The 14,625-nt window shown below is 71.3% G+C and carries 7 protein-coding genes; 3 read left to right on the plus strand and 4 right to left on the minus strand.

The genetic code is table 11. The features are described from left to right. Window positions 1-63: 63 nt before the first annotated feature. Window positions 64-2,247, minus strand: coding sequence for a DEAD/DEAH box helicase (locus ACFY3N_RS14785; RefSeq protein WP_390817052.1), 2,184 nt, complete (start codon window positions 2,245-2,247; stop codon window positions 64-66). Continuing rightward, window positions 2,247-3,596 (minus strand): BREX system ATP-binding protein BrxD, encoded by a 1,350-nt coding sequence (brxD, locus tag ACFY3N_RS14790; RefSeq protein WP_390817053.1) that lies wholly within the window; start codon window positions 3,594-3,596, stop codon window positions 2,247-2,249. Before brxD ends, ACFY3N_RS14785 begins: the two co-directional genes overlap by 1 nt. 407 nt (window positions 3,597-4,003) lie before the next feature. Here brxD and ACFY3N_RS14795 point away from each other — a divergent pair, with 407 nt between their 5' ends. The 3 genes from ACFY3N_RS14795 (at window position 4,004) to ACFY3N_RS14805 (ending at window position 6,914) form a co-directional block, all read left to right on the plus strand. Continuing rightward, a complete protein-coding gene (locus ACFY3N_RS14795) occupies window positions 4,004-6,118 on the plus strand; it encodes an RNA-directed DNA polymerase (protein WP_390817054.1) in 2,115 nt (704 codons plus the stop codon). Window positions 6,119-6,461: 343 nt separating this feature from the next. Continuing rightward, on the plus strand, window positions 6,462-6,677 hold the full coding sequence (locus ACFY3N_RS14800) for a hypothetical protein (RefSeq protein WP_390817055.1): 216 nt from the start codon (window positions 6,462-6,464) through the stop codon (window positions 6,675-6,677). 36 nt (window positions 6,678-6,713) lie between these two features. Continuing rightward, entirely contained in the window at window positions 6,714-6,914 is a 201-nt protein-coding gene (locus ACFY3N_RS14805; RefSeq protein ID WP_390817196.1) for a DUF397 domain-containing protein, read from the plus strand. A gap of 246 nt (window positions 6,915-7,160) precedes the next feature. Here ACFY3N_RS14805 and pglZ read toward each other — a convergent pair whose 3' ends face one another. Together pglZ and ACFY3N_RS14815 are read right to left on the minus strand one after the other, a co-directional pair. After that, complete coding sequence (gene pglZ / locus ACFY3N_RS14810) at window positions 7,161-10,082, minus strand: BREX-2 system phosphatase PglZ (RefSeq protein ID WP_390817056.1); 2,922 nt, start codon at window positions 10,080-10,082, stop codon at window positions 7,161-7,163. Continuing rightward, window positions 10,079-13,966 (minus strand): phage resistance protein, encoded by a 3,888-nt coding sequence (locus ACFY3N_RS14815; protein WP_390817057.1) that lies wholly within the window; start codon window positions 13,964-13,966, stop codon window positions 10,079-10,081. Before ACFY3N_RS14815 ends, pglZ begins: the two co-directional genes overlap by 4 nt. Between the last annotated feature and the right edge of the window lie 659 nt (window positions 13,967-14,625).

Genomic DNA, 14,625 nt, shown 5'->3' on the forward strand with positions numbered 1-14,625 from the left:
CGTACGTGACGGCGTACACGGCAGACGCAGTATCGCGGGCCTGTTCCTGCTGGATCGTCCGGTTCAGCCACCGTGCTGGAAGCGTACGGGTTCCCTGAGCACTGCGCGGGCGCTCTCGAGGTCGGCCAGGCGGGCCGCGACCGTGGCGACGGCGAGGCGTTCCGGGAGGGCGGCGGAGAACTTCAGGCCGCGTACGGCCCGGGGGTCCACGTCGGGCAGGACCAGGTTCTCGCCGACGTTCTCGCGGGCCGCGCGCCAGTCGGCCGGGGTGAGGTCCTTACGCAGGCGCAGCCAGCAGTCGGTGGGGCGTTGCAGGGGGTCGGCGACCGACGGGAGGGTGGCGGCGAGAGTGGCGTTGGCGCGGTAACCGGCCCAGGTCCACCAGCGCACGTCGCTGCCGACGCGCGTGATCAGGGTGCCGCCCGGGTGCACGGTGTCGGGGGCGTCGGTCTCGCGCTGTTCGGCCAGGCACGCCTCGGCGCGTCGGGTGAGGGAGACGGGCGGGGTCGCGCCCAGCAGTACTTCACGCATGGCGCGGGTGAGGGCGTATGACAGCCCGGCAATGCCTCCGTTCATCCACTTGGCGACGCCTCCGCCGTCGGCGGGTTCGACGAAGACGCGTTTGCGCAGCCAGTCGATGTAGGTGACTTGCCAACTGCGTCCGCCGAGCAGCAGGCGCCGTGGGCCGGGTCGTTCCTCGGTGAGCACGCTCGGGTCGGTGCGGCCGATCTCGGTGCGCCCGGACAGCACGGTGAACTGCGGCGGCGCGGTGAAGGACGCGGTGAGCTCGATGAAGTGCCTCTTGCCGAAACGGCGTTCCGCCTCGGGGCCGACGAACAGCATGCCGCCGTCGCTGTCGAGGAAGCCCTCCTCGGTGAGGAAGCGCAGGATTGGGGTGGCGGACCGGTCGAAGGGGACGAGACCGTTCCACTGCCGGTCCCACAACTGGTCGCCCAGCTTGTGCTGCTGCAAGGTGGCAGCGAGCAGTTGCTGGGCCACGAGGTGACGCGGCTCGGATGGCGGGAGGACCGGTTCGACCCAGCCGCGCGACCACAGCAGCAGCAGCCCTGCCGCTTGGAGCAGCGTGTCCTTGTGGGTGGTGAGGAAGAGGCAGTTGCGTACGGTGCCGGGGCGCCTGCCGGTGCGGCCGATGCGCTGCAGGAAGGAGGCGACGGAGGCCGGGGAGTCGATCTGGATGACGCGGTCCAGGTCGCCGACGTCGATGCCGAGTTCGAGGGTGGAGGTGGAGACGATGACGCAGTCGCGCGCCTCGGCGAATGCCTGCTCGGAGCGGGTGCGTTCGTCGACGGAGAGGGAGGCGTGGGACAGGAAGACGGTCACCTCGCGGACCCGGAGCGCGGCGCCCAGTTCCTCGACCTGGCGGCGCGAGTCGCAGAAGACGAGGCGTTTCTCCCCCCGGTGCAGGGTGGCGATGAGCTTGGCGGCGTTGTCGAGGGAGCCCACGTAGTCGAGTTCCACCTCACCGGCGGGCCTGGGGGAGGGAACTTCGGCGGCTTGTTCCCCGTTTCCGGCCGCACCGGTGGCGGGCAGGTGGACGCCCGGCGCGACGACCTGTCCGGGGCGGTTTCCGGCACCGGCCCCCTGTAGCCAGCGCAGCAGGTGCTCGGGGTTGCCGACGGTCGCCGAGAGCCCGACGCGCTGGATGGGCCGGCCGGTTACCCGCTCCAGCCGTTCGAGCACGGCGAGCAGGTGCCAGCCCCGGTCGTCACCCGCGAAGGCGTGCACCTCGTCGACGACGACGGCCCGTACGCTCCCCAGCAGTCGCGCGTGGTCGGTCTTGACGCCGATCAGCATCGCCTCGAGCGACTCGGGCGTGGTCAGCAGGATGTCCGGGGCCTCGGTGCGGATGCGCTGCCGCTGCGACTCCTTGGTGTCGCCGTGCCAGAGGGCGGCGCGCCGTCCCAGCCACTGGGCGTAGGTGTCGACGCGGCCGACCAGGTTGTTGAGGAGCGCCTTGAGGGGGCACAGGTACAGCACCGAAGCGCCGGTCCACCGCTGTTCGGCCATCGCCGACAGCAGCGGGAAGCAGGCGGCCTCGGTCTTGCCGCCGGCCGTGGGGGCCAGCAGGACGGCGTCCTCGCCGTCCATGAGCGGGGTGATCGCCGCCCGCTGCAGGGGGCGCAGGTCGGGCCAGCCGAGGGTGTTGACGATGTGGTGCAGGACGACGGGGTCGAGCCGGTCGAGTACGTCGGCCTCTCCCCCGGCCGGGCTGTCGGCGTCCCCCATCACAGCTCCAGGTCGATGTCGTCGGCGGACGCGGAACCGCCGGTGACCGTGGCGGCCAGGTTGCGTTCCACATCGGTGAGCTCACTGCTCGCGACCGTCAGCTTGTAATGCTGTCGCGGGTCGAAGTCGTCGAACTGGTCCACGCGGTCGAGCACGTCCCCGACGAGCTTCTTCAGGAAAAGCCTGGGCGCCACCCCGACCTTCCCACCCAGTGCCCCGCCGACGGCCCGCGCGAGGTCCGCGACATAGGCGTCGTCGACGACCGTCCGCACGCGCTCGGGGGACGTGGCGGCGTCCGCGTACAGGTCCCGGATGGTGACGCCGAGGCCGACCAGGGACTCCTGGGTGAAGCCGGGCAGCCGGATCTGCACCGCGCGGGGGTTGTCGAAGCGCGGGTCGGTGGTGAAGTCGGTGGCGAGCCGCTGGGCGAGCGGGGCCAGGCGCTGGACGCCCTGCTGCCCGTCGTAGAAGGCCGGCGTGCCGGTGATCACGAGGTACAGGCCGGGAAAGCGGCCGGAGTGGACCTCGTCGATGAGCTGTCGCAGCGCGTTGAGCGCCTTGTCACGGGCGTCGGAGCGGACGCGCTGAAGCGTCTCCACCTCGTCGAGGACGACGAAGAGTCCGGTGTGCCCGGAGTCGCGCAGCACGGTGAGCAACCCCTGCAGGAAGCCGAGCGCCCCGAAGTGGTCGAGGTCCCCGCGTACGCCTGCGGACCGGCGAGCGGAGGCGGCGACGTGCGGCTGGCCGCCGAGCCACGCCAGCACGGCCGCGGCGGTCGCCTCGTCGCCGTCGGCAAGGGCGGCCCGGTAGCCGCGCAGGGCAGTGGCGAAGGACGGGGCGTGCCGGGACACCTCGGCGAGCCGCGCGACAAGTAGCTTCTCCACCTCGCCGGGCAGCTCGTCCTCGGTGGCACCGGCCGCGAGGGCGTCCTCCTCCAAGGCGTAGAACCAGGCGTCGACGACCGGGCGCAGGGCGCTGGGCGGGAAACTGGAGGTGGTGAGTCGCTCGGTGAGCCGCCGGTAGACCGTCTCCAGCTTGTGCAGTGGCGTCTCGTTCTCGGAGACCTGGATCTCGGCCACGGCGAAGTTGCGACGCTTGGCCCGCTCCCCCAGCCAGCGGGTGAAGAAGGTCTTGCCGGACCCGTACTCACCGCGCACGGCCTTGAACACGGACCCGCCGGAGGCGACGGCGTCCAGTTCCGCGTCGAGGGCCGCCTCGAACCGGTCGAGCCCGGTGGCGAGCAGGTCGAGCCCGCTCTCGGGTACGGCTCCGCGGCGCAGGGCATCGACGACGATGCGACGGCGGGCGGCGCTGACCTGCGCGGGGCGCTGGGATCCGGTGGTGCTCACAGGGACCAGTGTTTCATCTGCCTGTGCACCAATGCCTCGGCGAAGGGTCGTGATGCCCGGTTCGTGACCATGTGAGTCCGAGAGGCCGCCGTACAGCCGTTATCGCGCTGCTAGGCGGTGGGAGGCACACCGTGGTTCGGTGTGCCATCAGACGACCTGGCTGTGAGTTCGATTCGCAGGGAAGCTACGATCCGGCTCAACGCAGTCGGCGGGTCTCAGGAACCCATCCCTTGCGATGGGCCCCCAGGTCCGAGGCTTCTCGGTGCTGATCACACCGGGTGCCGAAGACCGGTCCCTGTGCTTGCACAGGGTGGCGGAGGGATACAGCGGACCGCCCCTGGCTTGCCTGACGGCGCTCAAGGTGAGGCCCACCGACTGCATCTCACACTCAGGGACGGGGCGGTTCGGTGACGGCGGCAGACGACTTCACGGACCTCACCTCGGATCAGTTCCTCGAAGCGGTGGCCAGCGGCTCGATCTACCCGTACACCGAGCACCGGATCCGCAAGCACCGTGGCGGGTTGCGGACCTTGCACGCCCCGGTTCCTCGGTTGTCCCAGATGCAGCAGGAAATCCTGGCCCGCTTGGAAGCTCTTCCAGCCGGGTTCCAGCCGCACCCGGCAGCGTTCGCCTACCGGCGTGGTCGCTCTGTCGTGGACTGCGCCGCCGTCCATCTACGAGCCCACACCGTGATCCGTCTGGACATCGCCGACTTCTTCGGAAGTATCAGGGAACGGCACGTCTACGCCGCTCTGAAAGATGCTTGGCCGTGCCCAACGGAGCACGAGTGCCGAATCGGTATTGTGGCGGACGACGACCGGCGGAAGATCACCCCGCATTATGCCGCCCGCACCCTGGCCACGTACATCACGGCTCGGCTGGTCACCGTATCGCCGCCTGGACCGACCCAGACCTGGGCGAACCGTGGCACCGGGCGTCGCAGCGCGTATCTGACGGCCCAAGGACAGAAGTCCTCCGTTCGCCGACCCGGCCCGGTCTACCGGCTCACCCGCGAGGGGTTCCTGCCGCAGGGCGCTCCTACGAGCGGGTACCTGTCGAACATCGTCATGCGCGACGTCGATGAGATCGTCACCTACCAGGCCGAGTCCTTGGGCCTGCGCTATACCCGCTACAGCGACGACATGTACTTCTCGAGCCGTCGACTCGTCCGTCACGACGACGTCGACCGTCTCGTGGCCGACGTGAAGAGGGCCTTGGAACCGCTGGGCATGAAACTCAACGCGAAGAAGACCTATGTGGCCCGCCCCGGTGCACGCCGCAGCGTGCTGGGCATTCTCGTCGACGGTCCCGCTCCTCGTCTGACGCGCGAGTACAAACGCCGCATCACCAAGCATGTGCGAGGGGCCGCGTCGTTCGGCATCGAGCAGCATCGCCGTCACCAGGACTTCAAGGATCTGGCCGAGCTGGACGCCCACGTGACCGGGTTGCTGTCGTTCGCGCACATGGTCGAGCCCGGCTGGGCCGGGAAACAACTCACGGACTGGAAGCGGCTGCGCGAGATCCCTCTTGAGCACGAGGAGCCGGTGAGCGTGCAGCACGGGCTCGATCTGCCCTGGGACGAGGAGGTTGAGCTCTCCCAGGCAGACCTGGCCAAGGATTCGATCGACGACCTCATCCGCGGTGCCCAGCGCTATCGCTCGTCCTCGGACTACCTGCAGATGCTCGAGTTCGTCGGCCGGTTCAAGCGGTACGCGCCGTTCAACGCGATGGTGGTCCATATCCAGAAGCCGGGGGCACGCTACGTCCTGTCCTCCTTGGAGTGGGAGTCGGCGTACCGGCGGGTACTCAAACCCGGTGCCAAACCGCTGTTGATCTTCCAGCCCCGTGGGCCCTACATGCTCGTGTACGACGTCGGGGACACCGAGGCCCTGCCCGGAGCCCTGCCTCTGCCCAAGGAGATCACCGCCCCGATGTCGGTGTCCTCTCGTGCCGGAGAGAAGGAGGTCTTCGAGGTCTGGCATCACACCGAAGCGAACCTCGCGCCCCTGGGTATCCGGCTCACCTTGGTCGACCACGGGGCATCCTCCGGCGGACGCACGTACCGCAGCAGGTCCGGCGGTTCCGTCAAGCGTCCCGGCAGCAGACGTGGAGACCCCCCGGAGACGTACCCGACGTTGTTCGAGATCGAGGTCAACCGGAACCTGTCGCTGCTGGACCGGTACGCCACGCTCGCCCACGAGCTCGGCCACCTGTTCTGCGGACACCTCGGCGCGGACCCCGGGGAGACTTGGCCTGACCGGTACTCGCGGCCCTTCTCAAACGAGGAGGCCAAGGAGATCCACGCGCGCAACGAGGTCGAGGCCGAGTCCATCGCTTACATGGTCCTCAAGCGCCTGGACCCAGATGTCCGGATGGGCGACTACATCACTGGACACCTCGGCCCCGACCAGCAGGTTCCCGAGACCGTCGCCCTCAACCTCACGTTCAGGGCCGCCGGCCTGATCATCGAGATGGGCAAGAAGCGTATCCCCACCACCAAGCTCCAGAAGCCCAAGAAGTGATCCTCTCGCTCTCCTCGGCCTCACATGCTCAAAAAGAGCAGGGCCGGACTGCGGCTAGGGCATCGCTCAGACTGAGGTCGCAGTCGGGACAATGCACCGATGACATTCAGCCATCCCTCTCAAGGGAGTTATACGACAATGGTGTTGGGAGGCAAGATGGGATCGGCAGGTCGACATCCGCCTTCTCGGAGGACTCTTTGACTCGTTTATCGCGCGCAGTTCAATCAGCAACCGGCTGGTTGCGGGCTCCGTAGAGCTCGTCTGCGCGTCGCGGGGAGGGGCTCTCACTTCGGTGACCCGTGCCCTTTTCCCGCAAGCGAGTCAACAAGTCAATGGAGGATCGGTGTCGACCAACTCGACCCGTCAGGCGTGCCACCACCCGGCGCGTGATATCACCATCGTCACCCTCGTCTCCGGCGTGGTCTCTCTCGGCACTGCCGTCACGACGATGGCGTTCGATGTCAGCCCGTTGGCGACCCTCACGAGCAGCGGCGGTGCGTTCATCGCCGTCCTCAGCGCGGGGATGAACGTGCTCAACCACGTGAAGCGCGACGTGTAGCGCCTTCAGGGGCGGCCTGCTTTCCGCAGACCGCCCCTGCGCGTTCATCGGCAGGCGAACTCGCTTGGTTCAAGAGCAGTTACAGACGGAGCGAACGGCAGCGACTGCGTAGAGGTCGTCGTCGCGCCCGGCGCCGTCCGGGTCCGGGACTCGAAGGCACAGGCGGAAGCGGTGCCGGCCTTTCCCCGGGAGCAGTGGGCCGCGTTCACCGCCTACGCGGGTGAGATCGCCGTCTGACGACGGACCAGTCGGGGGGGGGGGGGGGCGCCCCCCCCCCCCCCCCCCCCCCCCCCCCCCCCCCCCCCCCCCCCCCCCCCCCCCCCCCCCCCCCCCCCCCCCCCCCCCCCCCCGGCGCCCGGGGGGGCGGCGGGCCCGCCGGCGCGGGGGCCCGGCCCCCCCCCCCCGGGGGGGGGGCCCCCCCCCGCCCCCCGCCCCGGGGGGGGGCCCCGGCCCCCCGCCCCCGCCCCACCCCGAGTCGTGTCGTCAGCCCGCTCCGAGGGCGAACTGCTCGCGCAGCAGCGCCTCGTGGAGCCGTAGGGTGCGGCCGTCCGGCAGGGTCTCCAGGACCTGTACGCCGTCGTAGTTGAGGAGTTGCCGCAGGACGGCGGCGAAGCCGTCGCCCCGGGTGACGGGCATGCCGGCGCGCTGGGCGAGCGCGGTCACGGGCAGGGTGCCGCCCGCGTCCAGCAGGGCGGCGAGCGCCTTGTGGACCTGCTCCTGCTGCGGCTTGCGGGCCAGTCCGCCGAGCTGCGCCTGGTACGTCTCCGAGTCGAGCAGCGCCGTCACCAGCGTCTCGGTGCGGGAGACGACGGTCGGGGTGAGCAGGGCGTCGTCTCCCCCGGCCGTCAGCGCCACGTCGAAGAGCGTCTCGTGCGTCCGGGCGACTTCTGCCTGGTCCTTCTTGGCCTTCGCCGTCGGTTTCCTGGGAGCGGGAGCCGTTGCGGTCACCGGCCGGGCCGCGTGCTCGTCCGGCAGTGGTGCCTTCCCGGTCTCCTCCGGAGCCCACCAGGCCGGCCGTTGGTCACCCAGTTCCCGCCATCCCTTGGGGGGTTCCGCGCCGAACGGCAGGAAAGCGAGCACCGGGATGGTGACCTCGGCGAGGGAGGCACCTCCGTGGTAGCCGGCCTTGAGGGCGGTGTAGCGGGAGTCGGCGTCCCACAGGGCGACGACGGACGCGCCGGGCTCGGGCCAGACCACGCGCGGTCCGGAGAGGGCGATCTCCCGTTCGGCGAGCGGGCCCTCGCCGGGCAGGCGGTGGCGGGCGGAGGAGGGGTCGGCGGCGGGGTCGACCTTCGTGCCGTGCCGGTCGACGACGTGGCCGTGGTCGCTGGTGAGGACGACCGCCATGCCCTCGGTGGCCGCCGCCCGCAGCAGGTCGCGCAGGCCGGGCACGTCGTCGATCCGCCAGGCGCCGTCGCCGAGCTTCTGTTCCTTGGCGAGCCGGTCGTCGATGGCGTTGAGGACGACGGCGACATGGGTCCTGCCGTCGCCGAGCGCCTCCGTGAGCGCCGGGCCGAAGGTGTCGCCCGCGGTCTCCGTGCGCAGGTCGTCCTTGTGGAACACGACGGCCGGGGCCCCGCCCCACAGCTTCAGGGCGGGGAAGAGCCGCTTCTCGTCGGTCTGGGTGCCCTTCGTCAGGGTGCCCGCGAAGAGGGAGGTGCGGGACACCGCCGTCACGGTGGGCAGCGCGGCGGCCATCGCCCGCCGGTGCGGGGTGTCGCCCTCGGGCAGCGGGTCGAACTCGGCCCAGGAGCGGCGCAGTTCTTCGCCGAGTTCGTTGGCGATGGCCGCGCTCATGCCGTCGAGCACGAGCAGCAGCACCCGCCGTTCCGCCGTGCGCCGCACGACCGGGCCGACCACGCGGTCGAGGAAGGTCTCGACGGTGAGCATGGAGCCGGGCTGGGTGCCGGCCTGCGTCCAGGCGGCCAGGGTGCGGGCGAAGGACGCGTCGATCTGCCGACGTCGGTCCCGCACACGCGTGCCGAGGGTGTCGTAGGCGGCCTTGAGGACCGGGTCCGGGTCACCGCCCGCCTCGATGTGCTCCAGGGCGAGGTCCGCCCAGCCGGTCTCGGCGACGTGCCGCTGTACGGCGTCGGCGACGGTGAGGGCGTCGACGGGCGGGTCGGTGGCCAGCCAGCGGGCGAGGCGCTGGCCCATGCGGGCGCGTTCGATGCGGGCGGACTCCTCCGGCTCGGCGGCGAGCCGGTGGTCCTCCAGGCGGCGGACTGCGTCCGCCACCGCGGCCGTGTCACCCGCCGCGAGGGCCCGGCCGACGGCGGTGAACCGGGCCTCGAGTCCGCCGCGCAGGACGGGGCTCGCCGCCACGGCCTCCCCCGCACCGAACTGGCGGGCCAGGGTGGATGCCCTGTCGAGCACGATGCCGGTGGTACGGCGTGCCTCGCGGGCGTGGTCGGCGTCGGTGCCGCCGGTGCGGTGTCCGGCCGCCAGCAGGGTGGTCACGCACTCCTCGGCGGCCCGTCCGAAGACGGTCACCAGGGTGTCGAGCTGGTCGCCGGTCGCCGGGGGCTGGTCACCGAAGTAGCGTTCGGCGCGGCCCCGGGCCCGGTACGTCTCTGGGGCGGGTTCGGCGTGCTGCCACAACGCCGCGCACACCAGGCCGAAGGCAGCGGCGTCGGCGCCACGTTCGGCCTCGACGAGGGCGAGCAGGGCGCGGCCGGCGAGGCCCGCCTGGTCCTCCTCTCCGAGGAAGGCGGTCAGCCCGGCGCGTTCGGGGCCGCGCAGGGCCAGGAGCCGTTCGGGGGCGCCGGGCCGGGTCGACCAGTGCAGCAGGGCCTGGGCGTCGAGCCGGTCGTCGCCGGGGCGACGCGTGCCGCCCTCGGTGTCGTAGCGGCCCAGACGCAGGCGGCGCTGGGCGAGCGCGGTGAGGGCGTACTGGCGGGACAGCCAGCCGCCGGGCACGGCCGACCAGCCGCCGGGCGGGGTGGCGTCCAGCAGGGCTTCGGCGGCCCAGTTGACGTCCTTGAGCCGGGGGTCTATCTGCCGGGCGCCGAACGCCTCGCGGACGACGTCCCAGCTGTCGACCGTGTCGATGCGCAGCTTGTGGACGCGGGCGAGGATCGCCGGATCGAGTTCGTGCTGCTCGCGGTCGGTGAGGACGACCAGGACGGCGGGGCCGGGACGGCGGCCCGCCAGGTGGTCGAGGACGAGTTCGTGGACGGCGAGCGGGGACGGCGCCACCGCGACACCGGCCGTACGGCCGTCGCCCCAGACGGGTTCGGCGGGGCCGTCCCACTGGGGGGCGGACCGCAGCAGCACGGCCCGGCGCCTGCCCTCGCCGGCCCCCGTCAGGGAGGCGGCGAGGGAGGACTGCGAGGACAGGTACTGGGTGACGGTCGCGGTGTTCAGCCGGACCGCGCCCGGTGCGACGGTGACGGTGTCCGTCATTCGATGACCTGCCAGGTGATCTCGATGGTCGCGTTCGGGTGGCGGGCGGCCAGTTCGGACAGCTCCGCCTGGAGGTCGGCGGCGGCCCGGGACACGGTCGTGCTGCGACGTCCGGACTTCCGCGCGGCGCCGCCGCTCGCCGGGGAGGGCGTCTCCTGCGGCGGGGTGTAAGGGATGCGCGGGTCGCTGGTCGGCGTGTCCAGGGATTGGCCGTCTGCCGTGGAGGGCTGGGGTGCGGCGGGCGCGGGCGGCGGGGTGGCGGCGGCCTGGGCGCGCTTGATCAGGGCGACGACCTCGCGCTGGGTACGGGCGAGCGCGTCGCGCAGGTCGGCGGTGCGCTGGTCGTCGCGGGCGACGTTGCGCAGCGAGTCGAGCAGCGCCTCGCCCTCGGGGCCGAGCCCGGCGGCGAGTTCCAGGGTGCTCCAGGGGGCGGAGGCGACGGCCTCCGCGACCGCGCGGGCCTTCTTGATGGAGGTGCCGTACCGGTCGGCGCTGGTCTCGCCCAGGTCGAAGGAGGCGAGGGCCTCCACGGTCTTCTTCGCCCCGGCCGCGCCCTTGCCGGCCTCCGCCGTGAGGGCGTCCAGCAGTTCCAGGGAGCGGCGGGCGAGGGCGAGCCGTCCGGTGTCGGCGGTCTGGTCGAGGCCGAGGAAGGTGGCGTGGGCCTCCAGCTGGTGCACCAGGTCGGCCGCGTGGTCCCGGTGGTCGCGGGCGGCCTCGATGATCTGGCGGGCGAACTGGTTGACCATCCGGCCGCGCCGCAGCGCGGGCGGCTTCGCCCCGAAGACCGTCTCGAAGCGCTGCCGTGCGGTGTCCCAGTCGGACTCGGCGGGCAGCGGCTGGCTGCGCAGCGCGTCGTGGTCCTTGATCGCGGTCAGTTCGGGTGCGGGGTCGAGGACGGTGCCGCCGCGCACCCACACCCGGTCGTCCATCTCGGCGAAGGAGGCGACGACGAGCCGGGCGAGGAAGTCGGGCAGGCCGCGCGGGTCGGGCCGGTCGGTCCAGTCGGTGAGGGTGATCAGGGACAGATCTCCGGTGACGCCCTGGGAGCTGGCCTGCTGCCGGAAGTGGTCGGCCCAGTAGCGGGACAGCTCGAAGTACGCCTCCTTCTGCTGTCCGAGGCGCAGCGGCCCGGCGATGCGCTGCATGAGCCTGCGGTCGGCGGCCGGGACCTCGATCCGTCCGTCGCGTGCCTCGGCGGCGGCGCGGACGTGGGTGAACACCTTCTTGGTGTCGGCGGGCTTGACGGCGGTGCCGGTGGCGTCGGGGTCGAGGTCGGGGTGGGCCGGGTACTGGTGGGCGAGCAGCTTGCCCGCGACGTGCCGGATGCCGTCGTGGAGGCTCTGTCCGAAGGACAGGGTGAGGCCGTCGACGTCGGGGAGTGCGACGAGGTGGTCGTCGAAGTCGGGTACGACGTCGGCGGCCTGCTTCTGGGCGAGTCCGTACGCCTGCTTGAAGGCGCCCTTGACCTGCTTGAGCAGGGCCTCGCGCTGGGTTTCGAGGAGGCCCTTGGCGCGGCTGCGGTTGTCGGCGTTGAGGTGGCCGGCGTACTGGGTGTCGAAGCGGTGCTCGTCGGCGAGGGCCTTGTCGATGACGACGAGGCGCCGGAAGTCGGCGAAGCGCGTCGCGGACAGGTGGGCGGGCAGCCAGGCGACGGTGCGGGACCGTTCGCCCTGCTGGCGTTCGCGCAGCCGCCGGATGCGGTTGACGTCCTCGACCGGGCCCCATTCGCCCTCGTCGAAGGGGAGGTCTATGGCGATGCGCCAGCGGCCCTCCTCCTGCGGCATCAGGTCGTGGTCGGGCAGCTCGTCCTCGTCGGCGACGTTGCCGAAGACGATCTCGGCGGTGCGGGCGGTGCCGCGCCAGGTGAAGCCGAGCTGGTCGCTCAACTGGCCGTGTTCGACGCCCAGTTCCTCGGAGAGCAGGCGGCGGGCGAGGGCGACGCGGTTGCCGGGGTTGTCGTTGACCTGGGCGTTGGCGATGACGGAGTCCACGTCGACGCCGGAGAGTTCGAGGCGGACGCCGGGGTTGGCGTCGGTGCCGGTCTCCTTGATCTCGGGGAACCGGGCCGCCCATTCGGCGACCTTGTTCTTGATGATGCCGACCTCGGCGCCCGGGATGGGCGCGAGGACCGACCCGTGGTTGAGCGCGCCGAGCCGCCGGATGGTCAGCTCGGACAGCGCGGGCACGCTGGGCGCGAGCGCGGACAGCAGCAGCGTGCACACGAGCCGGTTGTCGCCGGTGAACATCCGGCAGCCGCCCAGCTTCTTCGGGTCGGTGAGGGACTCGGGCCGGTTGCGGTACTGCTCGACGTCGTCCTCGGTGATGTCGTACGAGCTGAGCAGGTAGGGCCGCAGCTTGGTCTTGTAGAGCTTGTCGGCGGCCTCGAAGACGACCTTCAGGCTGTCGGTGAACGGCTTGTCGCCGCCCTGCGCGATCACCGGGTAGAGGTCGCCGACGGGGACGAGCTGGCCGAGGCGGATCTCGTCGCGGTGGTCGGCGAGGAGCTGGCCCATCAGCTTCAGACCGGTGCGGGAGCGCTGCAGCGCGGACGAGATGTGGACGAGGGTGTCCATGAACGCCGGCGAGAAGGGGTACGTCAGCCGGAACGACTCCGCGTCCGCGCCGGTGGTGCCCTTCTCCGAGCCGAGCAGGGTGTCCCAGACCTGGGGGCCGACCCGCTTGGTCTGCTCGAAGGCCGCGTCGACCTGCTGGGCCGCCTCGGCGTCCTTGGGCTTGAGGAGGCGGGCGTGGGCGATCTGCGGGAGGTTTCGGTCCTCCAGGGTGATCTTGTCGAACCGGCCGGAGGCCAGGTTCAGGGTGTCCTGGATGGACGACTCGGCCGCGCCGGACACCTCCTCGCCGACCAGTTCGCGCAGGTCGCGCTGGCGGGCGATGAACGACACGACGGGGATGGCGCGGCGGGCGTCGCCGCCCTCCACGAAGTTCGTGATCTTGCTGGCCTCGCGTGCCACGAACTTCTGGTCGTGGATGAGGGTGGCCAGCCACAGGATCAGCTCGTCCATGAACAGGATCAGGCCGTCGTAGCCGAGCGACTTGGCGTGCTCGGCGATGACGGACAGGCCCGCGTCCAGGGAGATGAAGCCGTGCTCGTCCTCGGCGGCGTTCTTGGTGAAGCCGGGGAGGAGGTTGGTGCCGGCGTCGTTGACGAGCTTGGCACGCAGCTCGGCCGGGGTGGAGGGGTTGGTGAGGTTGAGGTGGACACCCGCCTCGTGGTTCTCCTCGGCGGCGAGCGCGGTGTCGAGGAGCTGCGGGGTCCAGGCGAAGCCCTCGCCCCACTCGTCCTCCTCGCCGTCGTCCGCGTCGCTGGTGCCCAGGCCGCGGATGACGGCCTCGTCGCCCATGTTGGCGCGCATGGCGCGGATGTCGGCGAAGAGGGAGTCGGTCCGGTACACCTGCGGGGTCGGGGCCTCCGGGTGCAGCTTCTTGACGTGGTGCACGTACCCGCCGAGCACCCGCTGTTCGAGGGCCTTCGCGCCGAGCATGTGGTACGGCACGAGCAGGAACTTCTTGCCGTCCGTGCTCAGCCAATCGTGCCTGGTCAGCACCGGGTCGAACTCGGTGCGGGAGCGGGCGGCCGGGTTGCCGCTGAGCAGCGCGTACAGCACGGCCATGAAGTGCGACTTACCGGAACCGAACGAGCCGTGCAGGTACGCCGCCTTGGAGCGGTGTCCGTCCAGCGCGGACTTGATGAGGGCCAGCGCCTCGTCGAAGTTCTCCAGCAGCCGCTCGGTGACGACGTAGTCCTTGAGCGCGTGCCGGGCGCCCTCGGAGGTCGTCGCCTCGGCGAGGGACAGCACGAAGTCCGAGGTGGAGATGGACTCCTTGATGTCGATGACATCGCGGAGGAGGGGCGGCTGGGCCATTGCGGGTTCTCGCTCTCCCTGACGGTGATCGGTGCTGCTGCTCGTACACGGTGTGTCGTACGGTGTCCGCCGCTGAGGCCCCGGTCCGTTCCGAGGGGGGCCGGGGCACTCAGGGGTACGGGGTGGCCGGTGCGGCGGACCGGCCGTCCTAGCCGGCGACACGGAGGGATCCGGTCGTGCGGTGAGCGGACGGACACCACGCTCACGGCGCTCGACGAATCAAATCGGCTGGATTCGCGTCGTCTGCACTTTTTGTCCCCCTCGCACTGAACCTCACCCATACAGCCTGCGCATAGCACCCTACATCGGTACTCCCTTCCACCGGTGCCGTATACACCCACGCACCGCCCGTGCCCATCTCCCGGGCCGTGCGGTGGGTTGCTACGACTGTCGCCGCCCCGACCAACAGGCGTCCAACAGAATCCGGCTCGCGACCGCGAAGGGACGCTCGGGGCCCAGCCCGCGGTCCCACCGCTCGGCGACGTCGGTCATCAGCGCGGCCCCCTCCTCCATGCGCCCATGCGCGGCTCGAGTCCGGGAGAGGATCTGCCGGGCGGCCGGCACGACGGAGTACTCGGGCCCGGAGCGCCGCTCATACGCCTCGGAGACCATCCGGATCTCCTGGTCCGCCTCGTCGAAGCGGGCCAGGAGGTACAGCG

The organism is Streptomyces sp. NPDC000348 (assembly GCF_042898795.1).
Classification (GTDB): Bacteria; Actinomycetota; Actinomycetes; order Streptomycetales; family Streptomycetaceae; genus Streptomyces.

What these genes read in the sequence shown, in the direction of transcription:
- pglZ (WP_390817056.1), bottom strand. Translation starts at nt 10,082, where the DNA reads ATGACGGACACCGTCACCGTCGCACCGGGCGCGGTCCGGCTGAACACC.
- ACFY3N_RS14815 (WP_390817057.1), bottom strand. Translation starts at nt 13,966, where the DNA reads ATGGCCCAGCCGCCCCTCCTCCGCGATGTCATCGACATCAAGGAGTCC.
- ACFY3N_RS14785 (WP_390817052.1), bottom strand. Translation starts at nt 2,247, where the DNA reads ATGGGGGACGCCGACAGCCCGGCCGGGGGAGAGGCCGACGTACTCGAC.